This window comes from Streptomyces sp. LUP30 (assembly GCF_001746365.1).
GTDB lineage: Bacteria > Actinomycetota > Actinomycetes > Streptomycetales > Streptomycetaceae > Streptomyces.
The window spans coordinates 144,662-158,154 of record NZ_MJAJ01000012.1 but is presented as its reverse complement, the minus strand read 5'-3'; the positions used below and the strand labels follow the sequence as shown (position 1 = coordinate 158,154).

13 protein-coding genes and 1 pseudogene are annotated in these 13,493 nt (G+C 71.8%); 10 read left to right on the top strand and 4 right to left on the bottom strand.

Annotated features, from left to right (window positions below; all coding sequences use genetic code 11):
* From BG482_RS13360 to BG482_RS13350, 3 genes and pseudogenes are all read left to right on the top strand, one after another.
* The coding region (locus tag BG482_RS13360) for a 2-oxoacid:acceptor oxidoreductase subunit alpha (protein ID WP_069769203.1) at positions 1-1,281 on the top strand (1,281 nt) is incomplete at its 5' end.
* Positions 1,274-1,779, top strand: a pseudogene (locus BG482_RS46120) (thiamine pyrophosphate-dependent enzyme); the annotation flags it as partial. The gene BG482_RS13360 and the pseudogene BG482_RS46120, both read left to right, overlap by 8 nt.
* Before the next feature lies 1 nt (position 1,780).
* The coding region (locus BG482_RS13350; protein ID WP_141746569.1) for a 2-oxoacid:ferredoxin oxidoreductase subunit beta at positions 1,781-2,696 on the top strand (916 nt) is incomplete at its 5' end.
* Between the two features lie 13 nt (positions 2,697-2,709).
* Here the strand turns inward: BG482_RS13350 and BG482_RS13345 are convergent.
* Complete coding sequence (locus BG482_RS13345) at positions 2,710-3,126, bottom strand: helix-turn-helix domain-containing protein (protein WP_069769201.1); 417 nt, start codon at positions 3,124-3,126, stop codon at positions 2,710-2,712.
* 97 nt (positions 3,127-3,223) lie between these two features.
* On the opposite strand from BG482_RS13345, the gene BG482_RS13340 reads away from it, so the two are divergent.
* From BG482_RS13340 to BG482_RS13325, 4 genes are all read left to right on the top strand, one after another.
* Positions 3,224-4,078, top strand: a complete 855-nt coding sequence (locus BG482_RS13340) for an SDR family oxidoreductase (RefSeq protein WP_069769200.1) — start codon at positions 3,224-3,226, stop codon at positions 4,076-4,078.
* A 131-nt stretch (positions 4,079-4,209) separates the two neighbouring features.
* A complete protein-coding gene (gene rarD, locus BG482_RS13335) occupies positions 4,210-5,265 on the top strand; it encodes an EamA family transporter RarD (RefSeq protein ID WP_069769199.1) in 1,056 nt (351 codons plus the stop codon).
* 132 nt (positions 5,266-5,397) lie between these two features.
* A complete protein-coding gene (locus tag BG482_RS13330) occupies positions 5,398-5,883 on the top strand; it encodes a VOC family protein (protein WP_069769198.1) in 486 nt (161 codons plus the stop codon).
* A gap of 266 nt (positions 5,884-6,149) precedes the next feature.
* Positions 6,150-7,103 (top strand): M28 family metallopeptidase, encoded by a 954-nt coding sequence (locus BG482_RS13325; protein WP_069769197.1) that lies wholly within the window; start codon positions 6,150-6,152, stop codon positions 7,101-7,103.
* Between the two features lie 19 nt (positions 7,104-7,122).
* Here the strand turns inward: BG482_RS13325 and BG482_RS43425 are convergent, their stop codons facing one another.
* Complete coding sequence (locus BG482_RS43425; RefSeq protein WP_069769220.1) at positions 7,123-8,583, bottom strand: hypothetical protein; 1,461 nt, start codon at positions 8,581-8,583, stop codon at positions 7,123-7,125.
* A gap of 216 nt (positions 8,584-8,799) precedes the next feature.
* On the opposite strand from BG482_RS43425, the gene BG482_RS13315 reads away from it, so the two are divergent.
* The 3 genes from BG482_RS13315 to BG482_RS13305 all read left to right on the top strand — a co-directional run bounded on the left by BG482_RS13315 (position 8,800) and on the right by BG482_RS13305 (position 11,306).
* Positions 8,800-9,348, top strand: a complete 549-nt coding sequence (locus BG482_RS13315; protein ID WP_069769196.1) for a hypothetical protein — start codon at positions 8,800-8,802, stop codon at positions 9,346-9,348.
* 68 nt (positions 9,349-9,416) lie between these two features.
* On the top strand, positions 9,417-10,571 hold the full coding sequence (locus BG482_RS13310; RefSeq protein WP_069769195.1) for an amidase: 1,155 nt from the start codon (positions 9,417-9,419) through the stop codon (positions 10,569-10,571).
* Positions 10,572-10,718: 147 nt separating this feature from the next.
* Positions 10,719-11,306: a flavodoxin family protein gene (locus BG482_RS13305; RefSeq protein WP_069769194.1), complete on the top strand. Its 588-nt coding sequence runs from the start codon at positions 10,719-10,721 to the stop codon at positions 11,304-11,306.
* Positions 11,307-11,413: 107 nt separating this feature from the next.
* Here the strand turns inward: BG482_RS13305 and BG482_RS13300 are convergent, their stop codons facing one another.
* Positions 11,414-12,472 carry an ABC transporter permease gene (locus BG482_RS13300; protein WP_256096345.1) on the bottom strand — a complete coding sequence of 353 codons (1,059 nt, stop codon included), beginning with the start codon at positions 12,470-12,472 and terminating at the stop codon, positions 11,414-11,416.
* Positions 12,459-13,448, bottom strand: a complete 990-nt coding sequence (locus BG482_RS13295) for an ABC transporter ATP-binding protein (protein WP_069769193.1) — start codon at positions 13,446-13,448, stop codon at positions 12,459-12,461. Before BG482_RS13295 ends, BG482_RS13300 begins: the two co-directional genes overlap by 14 nt.
* Positions 13,449-13,493 lie beyond the last annotated feature (45 nt).

The window sequence follows — 13,493 nt, the reverse complement described above, 5'->3', positions numbered from 1 at the left end:
AAGCCCGTCGTCGCGGCCGCGAACATCGCCGCGTTCAGGGCCGGGTGGAACTTCGGCGAGACGACCGAGGACTTCGCCGTCAGCTACGAGGTGGCCCCGGCGTCGAAGGCGTTCCCGGTGGGCACCTACCGCAACATCTCCGGGAACCTCGCGCTGTCGTACGGGCTGGTCGCCGCCTCCCGCCAGGCCGATCTGCCGCTGTTCCTGGGCTCGTACCCGATCACCCCGGCCTCGGACATCCTGCACGAGCTCAGCCGGCACAAGAACTTCGGCGTGCGCACCTTCCAGGCGGAGGACGAGATCGCCGGCATCGGTGCGGCACTGGGRGCCGCGTTCGGCGGTTCGCTGGCCGTGACGACCACGTCCGGCCCGGGCGTGGCGCTGAAGTCGGAGACGATCGGGCTCGCGGTCTCCCTCGAACTGCCGCTGCTGGTGATCGACATCCAGCGCGGCGGCCCGTCCACGGGACTGCCCACCAAGACCGAGCAGGCGGATCTGCTGCAGGCSATGTACGGCCGCAACGGGGAGGCCCCGGTGCCCGTCGTCGCGCCGTGCACGCCGGCGGACTGTTTCGACGCGGCGCTGGAAGCGGCCCGGATCGCGCTGACCTACCGCACGCCGGTGATGCTGCTCTCCGACGGCTACCTGGCCAACGGCTCCGAACCCTGGCGGATCCCGGAACCGGAGGAACTGCCGGACCTGCGCGTGCAGTTCGCACAGGGACCCAACCACACGCTGGACGACGGCAGCGAGGTGTTCTGGCCGTACAAACGCGACCCGCAGACCCTGGCACGGCCGTGGGCGCTCCCGGGCACGCCCGGTCTGGAGCACCGCATCGGCGGGATCGAGAAGGAGGACGGCACGGGGAACATCTCGTACTCSCCCGCCAACCACGACTTCATGGTCCGCACCCGGCAGGCCAAGATCGACGGCATCGACGTCGCCGACCTCGAGGTGGACGATCCGCACGCAGCGAGCACYCTGGTACTGGGCTGGGGCTCCACCTACGGCCCGATCACCGCGGCGGTGCGGCGGCTGCGGACCGCCGGCGAGGCGATCGCACAGGCCCACCTGCGGCAYCTGAACCCCTTCCCGCACAACCTCGGCACGGTCCTCGAGCGGTACGACAAAGTCGTCGTGCCCGAGATGAACCTCGGCCAGCTCGCGATGCTGCTGCGTGCGARGTACCTGGTCGACGCGCACTCCTACAACCAGGTCAACGGCATGCCGTTCAAGGCGGAACAGCTCGCCACGGCGCTCAAGGAGGCCATCGATGGCTGAGACCTCAGCGGACGGCACGGGCACGATCGAGGCGCTCTCGCTCGTCCCCAAGGCCGAGGCCAGGCAGTCCATGAAGGACTTCAAGTCCGATCAGGAAGTGCGCTGGTGCCCCGGCTGCGGCGACTACGCGATCCTGGCGGCCGTCCAGGGCTTCATGCCGGAACTCGGGCTGGCCAAGGAGAACATCGTCTTCGTCTCCGGCATCGGCTGCTCCTCACGCTTCCCCTACTACATGAACACCTACGGGATGCACTCCATCCACGGACGCGCCCCGGCCATCGCGACCGGACTGGCCGCCTCCCGCCGCGACCTGAGCGTGTGGGTGGTCACCGGAGACGGCGACGCCCTGTCCATCGGCGGCAACCACCTCATCCACGCCCTGCGCCGCAACGTCAACCTCAAGATCCTGCTGTTCAACAACCGCATCTACGGCCTCACCAAAGGCCAGTACTCCCCCACCTCCGAAGTCGGCAAGATCACCAAATCCACGCCGATGGGNGCCGGAACTCGGGCTGGCCAAGGAGAACATCGTCTTCGTCTCCGGCATCGGCTGCTCCTCACGCTTCCCCTACTACATGAACCCCTACGGGATGCACTCCATCCACGGACGCGCCCCGGCCATCGCGACCGGACTGGCCGCCTCCCGCCGCGACCTGAGCGTGTGGGTGGTCACCGGAGACGGCGACGCCCTGTCCATCGGCGGCAACCACCTCATCCACGCCCTGCGCCGCAACGTCAACCTCAAGATCCTGCTGTTCAACAACCGCATCTACGGCCTCACCAAAGGCCAGTACTCCCCCACCTCCGAAGTCGGCAAGATCACCAAATCCACGCCGATGGGCTCCCTGGACGCCCCCTTCAACCCGGTGTCGCTGGCCCTGGGCGCCGAGGCGTCGTTCGTGGCCCGCACCGTGGACTCGGACCGCAAGCACCTCACCGACGTCCTGCGCCAGGCCGCCGCCCATCCGGGCACCGCACTGGTGGAGATCTACCAGAACTGCAACATCTTCAACGACGGCGCGTTCGAGGCGCTCAAGGACCGGCAGTCGGCCCAGGACGCCGTGATCCGCCTGGAACACGGACAGCCCATCCGATTCGGCACGGACGGGGCGCGGGGGGTCGTGCGCGACCGGCAGACCGGCGATCTGCGGGTCGTCACGGTGACCCCGCAGAACGAGACGGACGTCCTGGTGCACGACGCGCACGCCGCGTCGCCCACCACCGCGTTCGCCCTGTCCCGCCTCGCCGACCCCGACACCCTGCACCACACCCCGATCGGCGTCCTGCGCTCCGTCGAACGACCCGTCTACGACACCCTGATGGCCGACCAGCTCGACACCGCCGTCGAACAGCACGGCAAAGGCGACCTGGCCGCACTGCTGGCGGGCGGGGACACCTGGACCGTCGTCGGCTGAGGGGCGCAGCGGTTCACGAGGCCCGGGAGCGCAGTTCCCGGGCCTCGTCGTAGGCCTGACGGGCCTTCTCGACGTCCGGCATCCGGGCGTGCGTCCACCCGGCCAGCGCGCGTACCTGCTCGGCGGCCTCGCGGCCCAGCTCGGTGAGGGAGTAGTCGACGCGGGGCGGGATGACGGGCTTGGCGTCCCGGTTCACCAGTCCGTCGCGTTCGAGGTTCTGGAGGGTCTGCGTGAGCATCTTCTCGCTGACGGGCCGGCCCACCTGGCCGACCGCCCGGCGCAGTTCGCTGAACCGGTGCGAGCGGTCGAGCAGCTCGATCAGCACCAGGACGCCCCAGCGGCTGGTGAGGTGTTCGAGGACGAGCCGGTAGGGGCACATGCCCTCGGCCTCGACGGGACCCACCTTGCTGACCTGCTTGCTTACCGTCATGCCAGTACCTTACTTCAAAGTGGGTACTTTCGCTTAGTTAGTGCACCTCCTAAGGTCGGTGACAGACCCGCCGACCCCCACTAGGAGTTCCTGAGCCATGAGCATCGTCGTCACCGGAGCCACCGGACACCTCGGCCGCCACGTCGTCGAGCAGCTGCTGGACAAGGTCCCCGCGGACCGGATCACGGCCGTCGTACGGGACGAGGCCAAGGCCGCCGACCTCGCCGCGCGCGGCGTGAAGCTCGCCGTCGCCGACTACAACGCCCCCGAGACCTTCGACAGCGTCTTCGCCGCCGGCGACAAGGTGCTGCTGATCTCGGGCAACGAGTTCGACAAGGGCCGCCCCGCCCAGCACCAGGTCGTGATCGACGCCGCGAAGGCGGCCGGGGTCGCGCTTCTGGCCTACACGAGCGCACCGGGCGCGCTGAGCGCGGCTCTCGCCGACGACCACCGCACCACCGAGCAGGCCCTGCTCGCCTCCGGCCTGCCGTACACGCTGCTGCGCAACGGCTGGTACCACGAGAACTACACCGAGAACCTCGCCCCGGTGCTGGAGCACGACGCCGTCGTCGCGGCCGCCGGGGAGGGCCGCGTCTCCTCCGCCTCCCGCGCCGACTACGCGGCCGCGGCGGTCGCCGTGCTGACCGGCGAGGGCCACGAGAACAAGACGTACGAGCTGGGCGGCGACGAGGCGTGGAGCTTCGCCGAGTACGCCGCGGAACTGAGCCGGCAGACCGGCAGGGAGATCGTCTACAACGCCGTGTCCACCGAGGTGCTCACCGGCATCCTGGCCGGCGCCGGGCTGCCCGGACCGCTCGCCGCGATCCTGGCCGGCGTGGACGCGTCCATCGAGAAGGGCGAGCTGGTCGTCACCGGCGGCGACCTCTCCCGGCTGGCCGGCCGGCCCACCACCCCGCTGGCGGAGGCGATCACGGCCGCGCTCAAGGCCTGACACTCCCCCGCTCGGCAGCGCGCCCATCGGACGCCCCCGCTGTCATGACCGTATGGCGATACGGGCATGACAGACGGGGGCGCCCGGCGTTACCTTCGTCCTCGCATGCATGACGTGAGAAGGAGGTGCCCGTGGCCGGGACGTCGAGGAGTGAGGGCCGTACAGGCCTGCTGAACGGCTTCGCGGCATACGGGATGTGGGGACTGGTGCCCCTCTTCTGGCCGCTGCTCAAGCCGGCCGGGGCGACGGAGATCCTCGCCCACCGCATGGTCTGGTCCCTCGCCTTCGTCGCGGCCGCGCTGTTGTTCGTACGGCGCTGGGCGTGGGCCGGCGAGCTGCTGCGCCAGCCGCGCCGACTGGCGCTCGTGGTGGTCGCCGCGGCCGTCATCACCGTGAACTGGGGCGTCTACATCTGGGCCGTGAACAGCGGACACGTGGTCGAGGCCTCGCTCGGGTACTTCATCAATCCGCTGGTCACGATAGCCATGGGGGTACTGCTCCTGAAGGAGCGGCTGCGGCCCGTGCAGTGGACGGCGGTCGGCGTCGGCCTGGCGGCGGTGCTGGTCCTGACCGTCGGCTTCGGCCGGCCTCCGTGGATCTCCCTCTGTCTGGCGTTCTCCTTCGCCACCTACGGGCTGGTGAAGAAGAAGGTCAACCTCGGCGGGGTCGAGTCGCTGGCCGCCGAGACCGCTGTCCAGTTCCTGCCCGCCCTCGGCTATCTGCTGTGGCTGTCCGCCCACGGCGACGCCACCTTCACGACCGAGGGTCCCGGACACGCGGCCCTGCTCGCCTCGACGGGCATCGTCACCGCACTCCCCCTCGTCTGCTTCGGCGCGGCGGCGATCCGCGTGCCGCTGTCCACGCTGGGCCTGCTGCAGTACCTGGCACCGGTCTTCCAGTTCCTGCTCGGCGTCCTGTACTTCGGCGAGGCCATGCCGCCCGAGCGGTGGGCCGGGTTCGCCCTGGTGTGGCTGGCGCTGGCGCTGCTCACCGGTGACGCACTGCGCACCTCGCGCCGGACGTCCCGGACCCTGGCCGCCGAGCTGGCCCGGATCCGCGCCGAAGAGGTGGCCTCCGCCGCGTCCGGCGCGCCCCGAATTCCGGCGCCCGAGGCCTCCGCTCCGACGGTATCCGCTCCGGCGGCTCCCACTCCGGAGGCGACGGCCCCTCCCCTGCCCAAGCCCTGACCGGCGGTTCTACCGATCACGTCAACCACCCGGATGACGTCGTGGCGGCCCGGGTGGTTGACGTGACGGCGGCCCGGTCGGATGACGGCATACCGGAGGCAGCGGCGGCACAGGGCTGCTACTAGTGGCTGCATGACCGACTCAACCTCAGGATCCGGGGCCGCGCCCGCGCCCGTGCACTGGAAGCTCGTCGTCGATGCCGCCGACCCGCACGCACAAGCCGATTTCTGGGCGTCCGCGCTGCACTACGAGACCGAGGACAACAGCGCGCTGATCGAGCGGCTGCTGGAGCTGGGCGCGCTGCCCGGCGCGGCGACGCTGGAGTTCCACGGCCGTCCCGCCTTCCGGGACCTGATCGCCGTACGCCACCCCGACGACCCCTACGACCCCGACAGCGGGACCGGTCAGGGACGGCGGCTGCTATTCCAGCGGGTGCCGGAGGCCAAGACGGTGAAGAACCGGCTGCACATCGATCTGCATCCCGGCGCGGAACGGCGGGCCGACGAGGTCGAGCGGTTGCGGGGGCTGGGCGCGAGCGTGCTGCAGGAGGTGAAGGAGCCGTCCGGAGCGTGGACGGTGATGGCGGACCCGGAGGGGAACGAGTTCTGCGTGCACTAGACGGGGGCTTCACCCTGTCCGGTGGGTGCGTCCGGTGGGTGCGTCCGGTGGGTGCACCCTGTGGGTGGATCCCTTGGGTGAACGCCGTGGGGTGAACCCCGTCGGCAGATCCCGTGAGTGAAGCCCGTGAGTGAAGCCCGTGGACGGATCCCGTGTCCGGTTGCCGCTCTTGACGTGAAGTCAGTGGCGAGTTCACCATCCTGGAACCCCACTCACTGTGGAATCACTGTGACCCGGTGATTCCCGAGGAATCCGGAGCCCCCCACATGAAGCTCCCCTTTTCGCGGCGCACGGCGCTCGTCGGCAGCATTTCGCTTGTCATGCTCCTGACTGGTGGATCCATAGCGGGGGCGGCCCCCGCGCCCGAGTCCGCCGCGCTCGCCGCCGCTCCCGACATCCCCCTGGCCAACGTCAAGGCGCATCTTGCCCAGTTGCAGTCCATCGCCACCGCCAACGGCGGCAACCGCGCTCACGGCCGCACCGGTTACAAGGCCTCGCTCGACTACGTGAAGGCCAAGCTGGACGCCGCCGGCTTCACCACCGCCGTCCAGCAGTTCACATCGTCCGGCCGCACCGGCTACAACCTGGTCGCCGACTGGCCCGGCGGCGACGCCGACCACGTCGTCATGGCCGGCTCCCACCTCGACAGCGTCACGGCCGGGGCGGGCATCAACGACAACGGCTCCGGTTCGGCGGCCGTGCTGGAGACGGCTCTCGCCGTGTCCCGGGCCGGCTACCACCCGGCCAAGCACCTGCGGTTCGCCTGGTGGGGAGCGGAGGAGCTGGGCATGGTCGGATCGCGCTACTACGTCAACAACCTCTCCTCCGCGAACCGCGCCCGCATCGGCGGCTACCTCAACTTCGACATGATCGGCTCGCCGAACCCCGGCTACTTCGTCTACGACGACGACCCGACGATCGAGAAGACCTTCAAGGACTACTTCACCGGCCTCGGCGTGTCGACGGAGATAGAGACCGAGGGCGACGGCCGTTCCGACCACGCCCCCTTCAAGAACGCGGGCATCCCTGTCGGCGGCCTGTTCAGCGGCGCCGACTACGTCAAGACGGCGGCGCAGGCGGCCAAGTGGGGCGGCACGGCCGGTCAGGCCTTCGACCGCTGCTACCACTCCTCCTGCGACACCTCCGCCAACATCAACGACACCGCCCTGAACCGCAACGCGGACGCCGTCGCCTACGCGCTCTGGGCGCTGTCCTCCTGACCCCTGCGCAGGCCGGCCGCTACGCGCCCGCTTTGCGGGCGCGTTCGGCCAGCCGGAGCATGCGCGCGCGGGCCGACTCCAGTTCCTCGACGTCGTCGGCCGCGGGACCCTCCTCGGCGACGAGCTCCGTCCACAGGCCGAGGAGTTCGGTCCCCAGGTTCAGCCCCTGCATGGGGTCGCGCACGGCACGCCAGGCCGTCGCCGCGCTCTGGACGTTGCCGTACGCGGCCTCCGCGTCCCCGGCCCGGCGGCCGATGCGCGCCAGGTCGAGGGAGACGTGGAAGGCCCGCAGCGGGTCGCCTCCCAGATAGGCGATGTACGCCATGAGTTCGCGCAGCCGGAGCACTTCGGGGTGTTCCGGCCCCAGCGTCCCGGACGCCTCCACGACGGTGCGCTCCGCGAGCCCGGCCGCGACGTCCGTCCGGCCTGCCCGGACAGCCTCGTTGATCTGCGCCATCGGCTCCCCGAAGAGGGCGGGGACGGCGCCGACGCCGTGCAGGGTACGGGGATCGTCCCCCAGCACCGCCTCGGCGACGGCGTCGAAGCCGCGGGCGGGCGTGGGCTTGAAGTCCGGGTCGGGCTCGGCGACGAGCCCGTCGGGGAGAAACGGCGTGGAAGCGGGCCGGGGAGCGGCCGCGAGGGTGGCGGCCGAGGTGGAGAGGGAGGCGGAGGCGGAGGCCGAGACGGGTGCGGCGCCGGGCACGGGCAGCGGGAGCGGGGTCGGGGCGGAGACGGGCGGCGGGAGAGGGGTCGGAGTCGGGGTGGCGCCGGGGGCCGTGTCGGGACGGGGCTGGTCGTCCATCGCCGGAGGCGGACCGAACACGCCGGTCGGGGCGGTGACCGTGCCGAGCGACGGGACGTCGTCCTGGACGTTCGGTTCCGGCTGCGGCTCGGGCGCCGGTTCCGGCTCGGGCACCGCGCGCAGCGCGAAGGTCGGGGCCGCGTCCCGCACCGGCTCGGACACCTGGCGCAGGGAGTGCGTGGGCCTGTCGTCACGCGGCTGAGAGGACAATGAAGACGATGCCGAAAGGGACGGCTGCTGCTGCTCGTCGGAGACCGCGGCGGCCGAGTGGACGCTCGACCGGTCCGAGGCCGACTCCCCCACAGCCGGGGCGGGAGGCGCGGTCGGGGCGGGGGCCGGAGGCGCCATCGGGGCGGGCGCCGGGGGCGCGGTCGGCGTTCGCAGGGGTTCCGCGGTGAAATGGCTGGAGCCGTCGGGTTCCACGCGCAGGGGGACGACGTAACCGATGCGTTCGTCGCGGACCGCGGCGAGGACCGGGTGTCCGGTGGCGAGGGCGATGCGGTGGAGATGGCCCAGAACGGCGCGCTGGATCTCCTCGCCCTCGGCCGCGACGACGGGTACACCGCCTATGGTCGCCGTCCCACCCCCGCGGACATGGACGTCGAGCGTCGCCACCACGGCGGCCGTACCGCCGGCGGGCTGCTGGTCCCGCTTCTTCTCACGGCTGAGTCGAGACATCGGTTCCTCACTCGGATGCGTCGTCACGATCCGGTCGTCCAGTTTCGTGTACGTGTACACGTACTGTTGAGTCTCTCCGAGCCCTCCCGGTCCTCACGTCACCGCGACGTCACAGCCTCGTTCCAGGAACCCACGTCCCTCTGCCGGGGACCTTCCGGGGACCGCCAGGATCAGGGGCTTCCCGGAGGGACGACGACGACTGGGAGGGACACCGGGATGGGGACGACGGACGGGCTGCGCGGGCCGGAGATCTGGATCCGCGGACCGGTCACCGTACCGGATCCAGGCCCGGGTCCGGGTACGAGTCCGGGTCCGGCGTCGACACCGTACGCCTCCGTCGCGACGCCCCGGCGCTTCTCGTGGGTGGCCACGCACGGCGGAGCCGGCAGTTCCACGCTCGCGGCGGTCTACGGCGGCCACGACAGCGGCCGCGAGTGGCCCGGCGCCGGTGATCCGCCGTCCGTGCTGCTGGTCGCCCGCACCCATGCGGCCGGGCTGGAGTCCGTCCTGCGGACCCTGGAGGTCTTCCGGCGCGGCGCGGCCCCGGCGGGGCTCGACCTGGACTCGGTCGTGCTCGTGGCGGACGCACCCGGCCGGCTGCCCAGGCCGCTCGCGCAGCGGGTGCGGGCGATCGAGTCCGTCATCGACGTGTACCGGGTCCCGTGGGTGACCGACTGGCGTCTCGGCGACCTGAGCGGAAGCCTGCCGCGGGAGACGGCCCCGCTGGCCCGGCTCACCGGAGCGGCAGACGCGAGGCCGCGCTGACGGCCGGGAGCACGGGCCGGGCCGGAGGCAGGAGCGAAGGCGGGGCCTGGGGCCCGGGCCGGAGCGGGGTGGAAATCGCCGCGAACGTGCGTGCCGGCCGGCTGCGGGCCGTGGACGTCGTCGATGAGACGGTCGCGCGGATCGCCCGGGTCGACCCCTTTCTGTGCGCCTTCACCGAGGTGTGGGAGGAGCGCGCGCGGAGGTGGGCGCGTGAGGTCGACCTGCGGGTCGCCGCGGGCGTTCGGCTGCCGCTGGCCGGAGTGCCGATCGGCGTGAAAGGGCGTCACGGGCTGCGTGCGGCGGAGCCGTTGACCGCCGCCGGATGCGTACCCGTAGGGGCGACCTCGGTACCCGGACCAGGCACTCCCTGGCAGACCTGGGGCCTCGGCGCCCACGGCCGTACCATCAACCCCTGGCGCGCCGACCGCACACCGGGCGGCTCCTCGGCCGGCTCGGCGGCAGCGGTGGCCGCCGGTCTCGTCCCCATGGCGACCGGCAGCGACGGCGCGGGGTCGGTGCGCATCCCGGCTGCCTGGTGCGGTGTACTCGGCCTGAAGGTCACGAACGCACGGCGGCCGACGCCTCCGAGCCCGCCGGGGCAGCCGGGGCAGCCCACGACTTCCGACCGTGGAGGGCTGGCCGCGCCCGGAGTGCTGGTACGGCACGCGGTGGACGCCGAAGCGTACTGGCAGGCCATGGCCCCTGCGGGCGAGCGCCCGGAGGGGAATCCCCCGGGGCCGCCGACCGCCGTCTTCTCCCCCGATCTCGGTTTCGCCGACCCCGATCCCGAGCCGCTCGCCCTCGCCCGTGCGGCCGCCCGGCGCCTCGCCGACGCCGGGGCCGTCAGGCTGCTGCCGCCGTCCTCCGCGCCCCTGCGGCTGGAGGATCCGGCCCGGGCCTGGTCGGCACTGCGCACTCCGGGTGCGGACCTCCGTGAGGCGGAGCGGGTCCGGGAGGTGAACGACCGTCTGCTGGCCGGGTTCTTCGCCCGCGCCGATCTGCTGCTGACGCCCACGACCCCGAACGCGGCGCACGGCCACCAGGGTCCGGGCGATCGCTTCTCGACGGCGCTCACCTGGGCGTTCAACCTGAGCGGGCACCCGGCGATCAGTGTCCCGGCAGGGCTCGGCGCGGACGGCTGTCCGGTGGGGCTGCAGATCGTCGCGCCGCGGGACGGGGAGATGACGCTGCTGACGACCGCCCGAGCCGCCGGGACGAGCTGATCCGGGCCACCGGGACGAGCTGACCCGGGCCACCGGTGACCGAAGCCCCGGGCCCGGGCGCGCCCACCCTCAGACACAAGTACTTGCGCACACATATAATGCAGAGGCAGACTACCTTCGCACGCTCACTACTTGGGGGATCGCATCATGACGCACCGCAGTTTCCTGTTCGTCCTGGGCAGCAGCCGTTCGGGCGGCAACACCGAGACACTGGCCCGCGAGGCCGCCGAGCAGCTGCCCCCCGGCGTCGAGCAACGGTGGATCAGCCTGGCCGAGCACCCGCTGCCCGAATTCGTGGACCTGCGGCACGACAGCGACCGTGTCCGCCCCACGGAGGGCAACGCGGCGCTCCTGCTCGACTCCACCCTCGCCGCGACCGACATCGTGATCGCGTCCCCGTTGTACTGGTACTCGGTGTCCACCCAGACCAAGCGCTACATGGACCACTGGGCGGGCTGGCTGCGCACCCCCGGCCTCGACTTCAAGGCGAGCATGGCCGGGCGCACCCTCTGGGGCGTCACCGTGCTCGCGGACGACCGGCCCCAGGTCGCCGACCCGCTCGTCGGCACGCTCCGCAACTCCGCGGCCTACCTGGGGATGCGCTTCGGCGGAGTGCTCCTCGGCAACGGCAGCAAGCCCGGAGACGTCCTGTCGGACACGGAGGCCCTGACGAACGCGAAGACCTTCTTCGCCCGAGAGGCACTGCCTGCCCGTTTTCCGCACGAATCAGCCTGACCGACGAAGCCGCATGACGACGGATCAGCCTGCCGCCGGATCAGCCTGCCGACGGGTCGGCGTGACCGGCGGATCCGCCCGTACAGGCTCCGACGGCCCACAGGCCGCTACGCCGTGACGTCCTTCGTCGTGAAGCGCGCCCAGGCCGCCGAGCCGAAGACGGCCGCGTAGAGGGCCTGCAGGCCGAGGTTCTTCTGCAGGTCGTCCCAGTAGACCGGCTCGCGCATGAGGTCGGCGAAGGACAGCCAGTAGTGCGAGAAGAAGTACGGCTGCACGGCGTGGAGCTGGGGGATCTGGTCGAGGATCTGGACCGTGATCAGCAGGCCGACGGTCGTCGCCATCGCCGCGATACCACTGCTCGTGAGCGTGGAGACGAACAGTCCGAGAGCGGCGACGCCGGTCAGCGACACGGCTACGACCAGGGCGATCAGCAGTGCCCGGAGCAGTCCGTCCGCGAAGTCGATCCGGGTGCCGGAGATCGTCGTCAGGTCGCCCAGCGGGAAGAGCAACGCCCCCACCGTGAGCGCCGAGAGCGCGACCACGAGCGTGGCCGCCAGGCAGAAGGTCATGACCGTCGCGAACTTGGCCAGCAGCAGGCGGGTGCGGCCGGCCGGGGCGACCAGGAGGTAGCGCAGGGTGCCGGCGTTCGCCTCACCGGCGATCGCGTCGCCCGCGATGACGCCGATGGCCATCGGCAGGAAGAACGGCAGGGTCACGGCCAACGCGGTGAAGACCAGGAAGAGGCCGTTGTTGGTGACCTGGGAGATGAACGCGGGCCCCGCGCCGCCGCCTCCGCCACGCCCCGCGGACGAGTCGTCGCTCGTCTCGATCTTCACGGCGATCCCGACCAGGATCGGCACGGCCGCCAGCACACCCAGCAGAGCGAGAGTGCGCCAGCGGCGGAACGTGATCAGCAGTTCGCTGCGCAGGATCCCGAAGGTCCGGGCCCAGACCCAAGGGGGCCTGGAGCGCTGGGAGGACCGAGAGCGCCCGGAAGGATCGGAAGGCCCGGAGGACTCGGAGAACTCGGAGGGCTCGGAGGGGTGGAGTGACTCGCCGACCCGGGCCGCCCCGCCGGGGACAGCGGCCCCTGCGGCCCCTGCGGTCCCGGTCGACGCCGAGGCCGGGTTCCGGTCGTCCGCCGTCCCGGCTTCAGCCCGCGACATCGAACCCCTCCCCCGTGAGAGCCACGAACGCATCCTCCAGGGAGGCGCGTTCGACGATGAAGCCGCGCACGCGCACGCCCGCCGCCACCAACGCGCTGTTCACGTCGGCGAGATCGCGGTCCGCGGGCGGCGCCTCCGCACTGGCCCGGTCCTCCGCCAGGACGACATCGACCAGTCCCTGTTCCTTCAGCACCCGGGCCGCCTCGACGGGATCCGGGGTCGTCACGACGAGCCGCCCTCGGGCGCCCGCCGCGAGGTCCGCCACCGGGCCCTGGACGATCAGCCTGCCCTGTGCCATCACGGCCGCGTGCGTGCACACCTGCTCGATCTCGTCGAGCAGATGCGAGGAGAGGAAGACGGTCGTGCCCTCCGCGGCCAGCTCCCGGACCAGCGAGCGGATCTCCCGCATGCCCTGCGGGTCCAGTCCGTTGGTCGGCTCGTCGAGGACGAGCAGGCGGCGGGGCTGGAGCAGGGCGGCGGCGAGGCCCAGCCGCTGCTTCATCCCGAGCGAGTACGCCTTCGCTTTCTTGCCGGCGGCGGCCGTCAGCCCCACCCGTCCGAGCGCGGCCGTGACCCTCGCCCGCCGGGTGCGCGGGTCGGCGGTCGGGTCGGCGGCGTCGTAGCGGAGCAGGTTGTCGCGGCCGGAGAGGAAGCCGTACAGGGCGGGGCCCTCGATGAGCGCCCCGACGTGCGGCAGCACGGCGCGCGCGGCCCGCGGCATGGGGTGTCCCAGGACGCGGGCCGAGCCTGCCGTGGGCTCGATGAGCCCCATCAGCATGCGGATGGTGGTGGTCTTGCCGGAGCCGTTGGGACCGAGGAAGCCGAAGACGCTGCCCGCCGGGACGGTCAGGTCGAGGCCGTCGACGGCGAGCTGGCCGCCGCGGTAGCGCTTGGTGAGGGCGCGGGTGCGGATGACGGCGCCGTCGTCCGCGGACTGCACCGCGGACTCCCCCGCCGACTCCCCCGACTCCGTCACCCTCGGCCTCCCTCACCGACTTCGTCCTGTTCGGCCGGCCTCGGC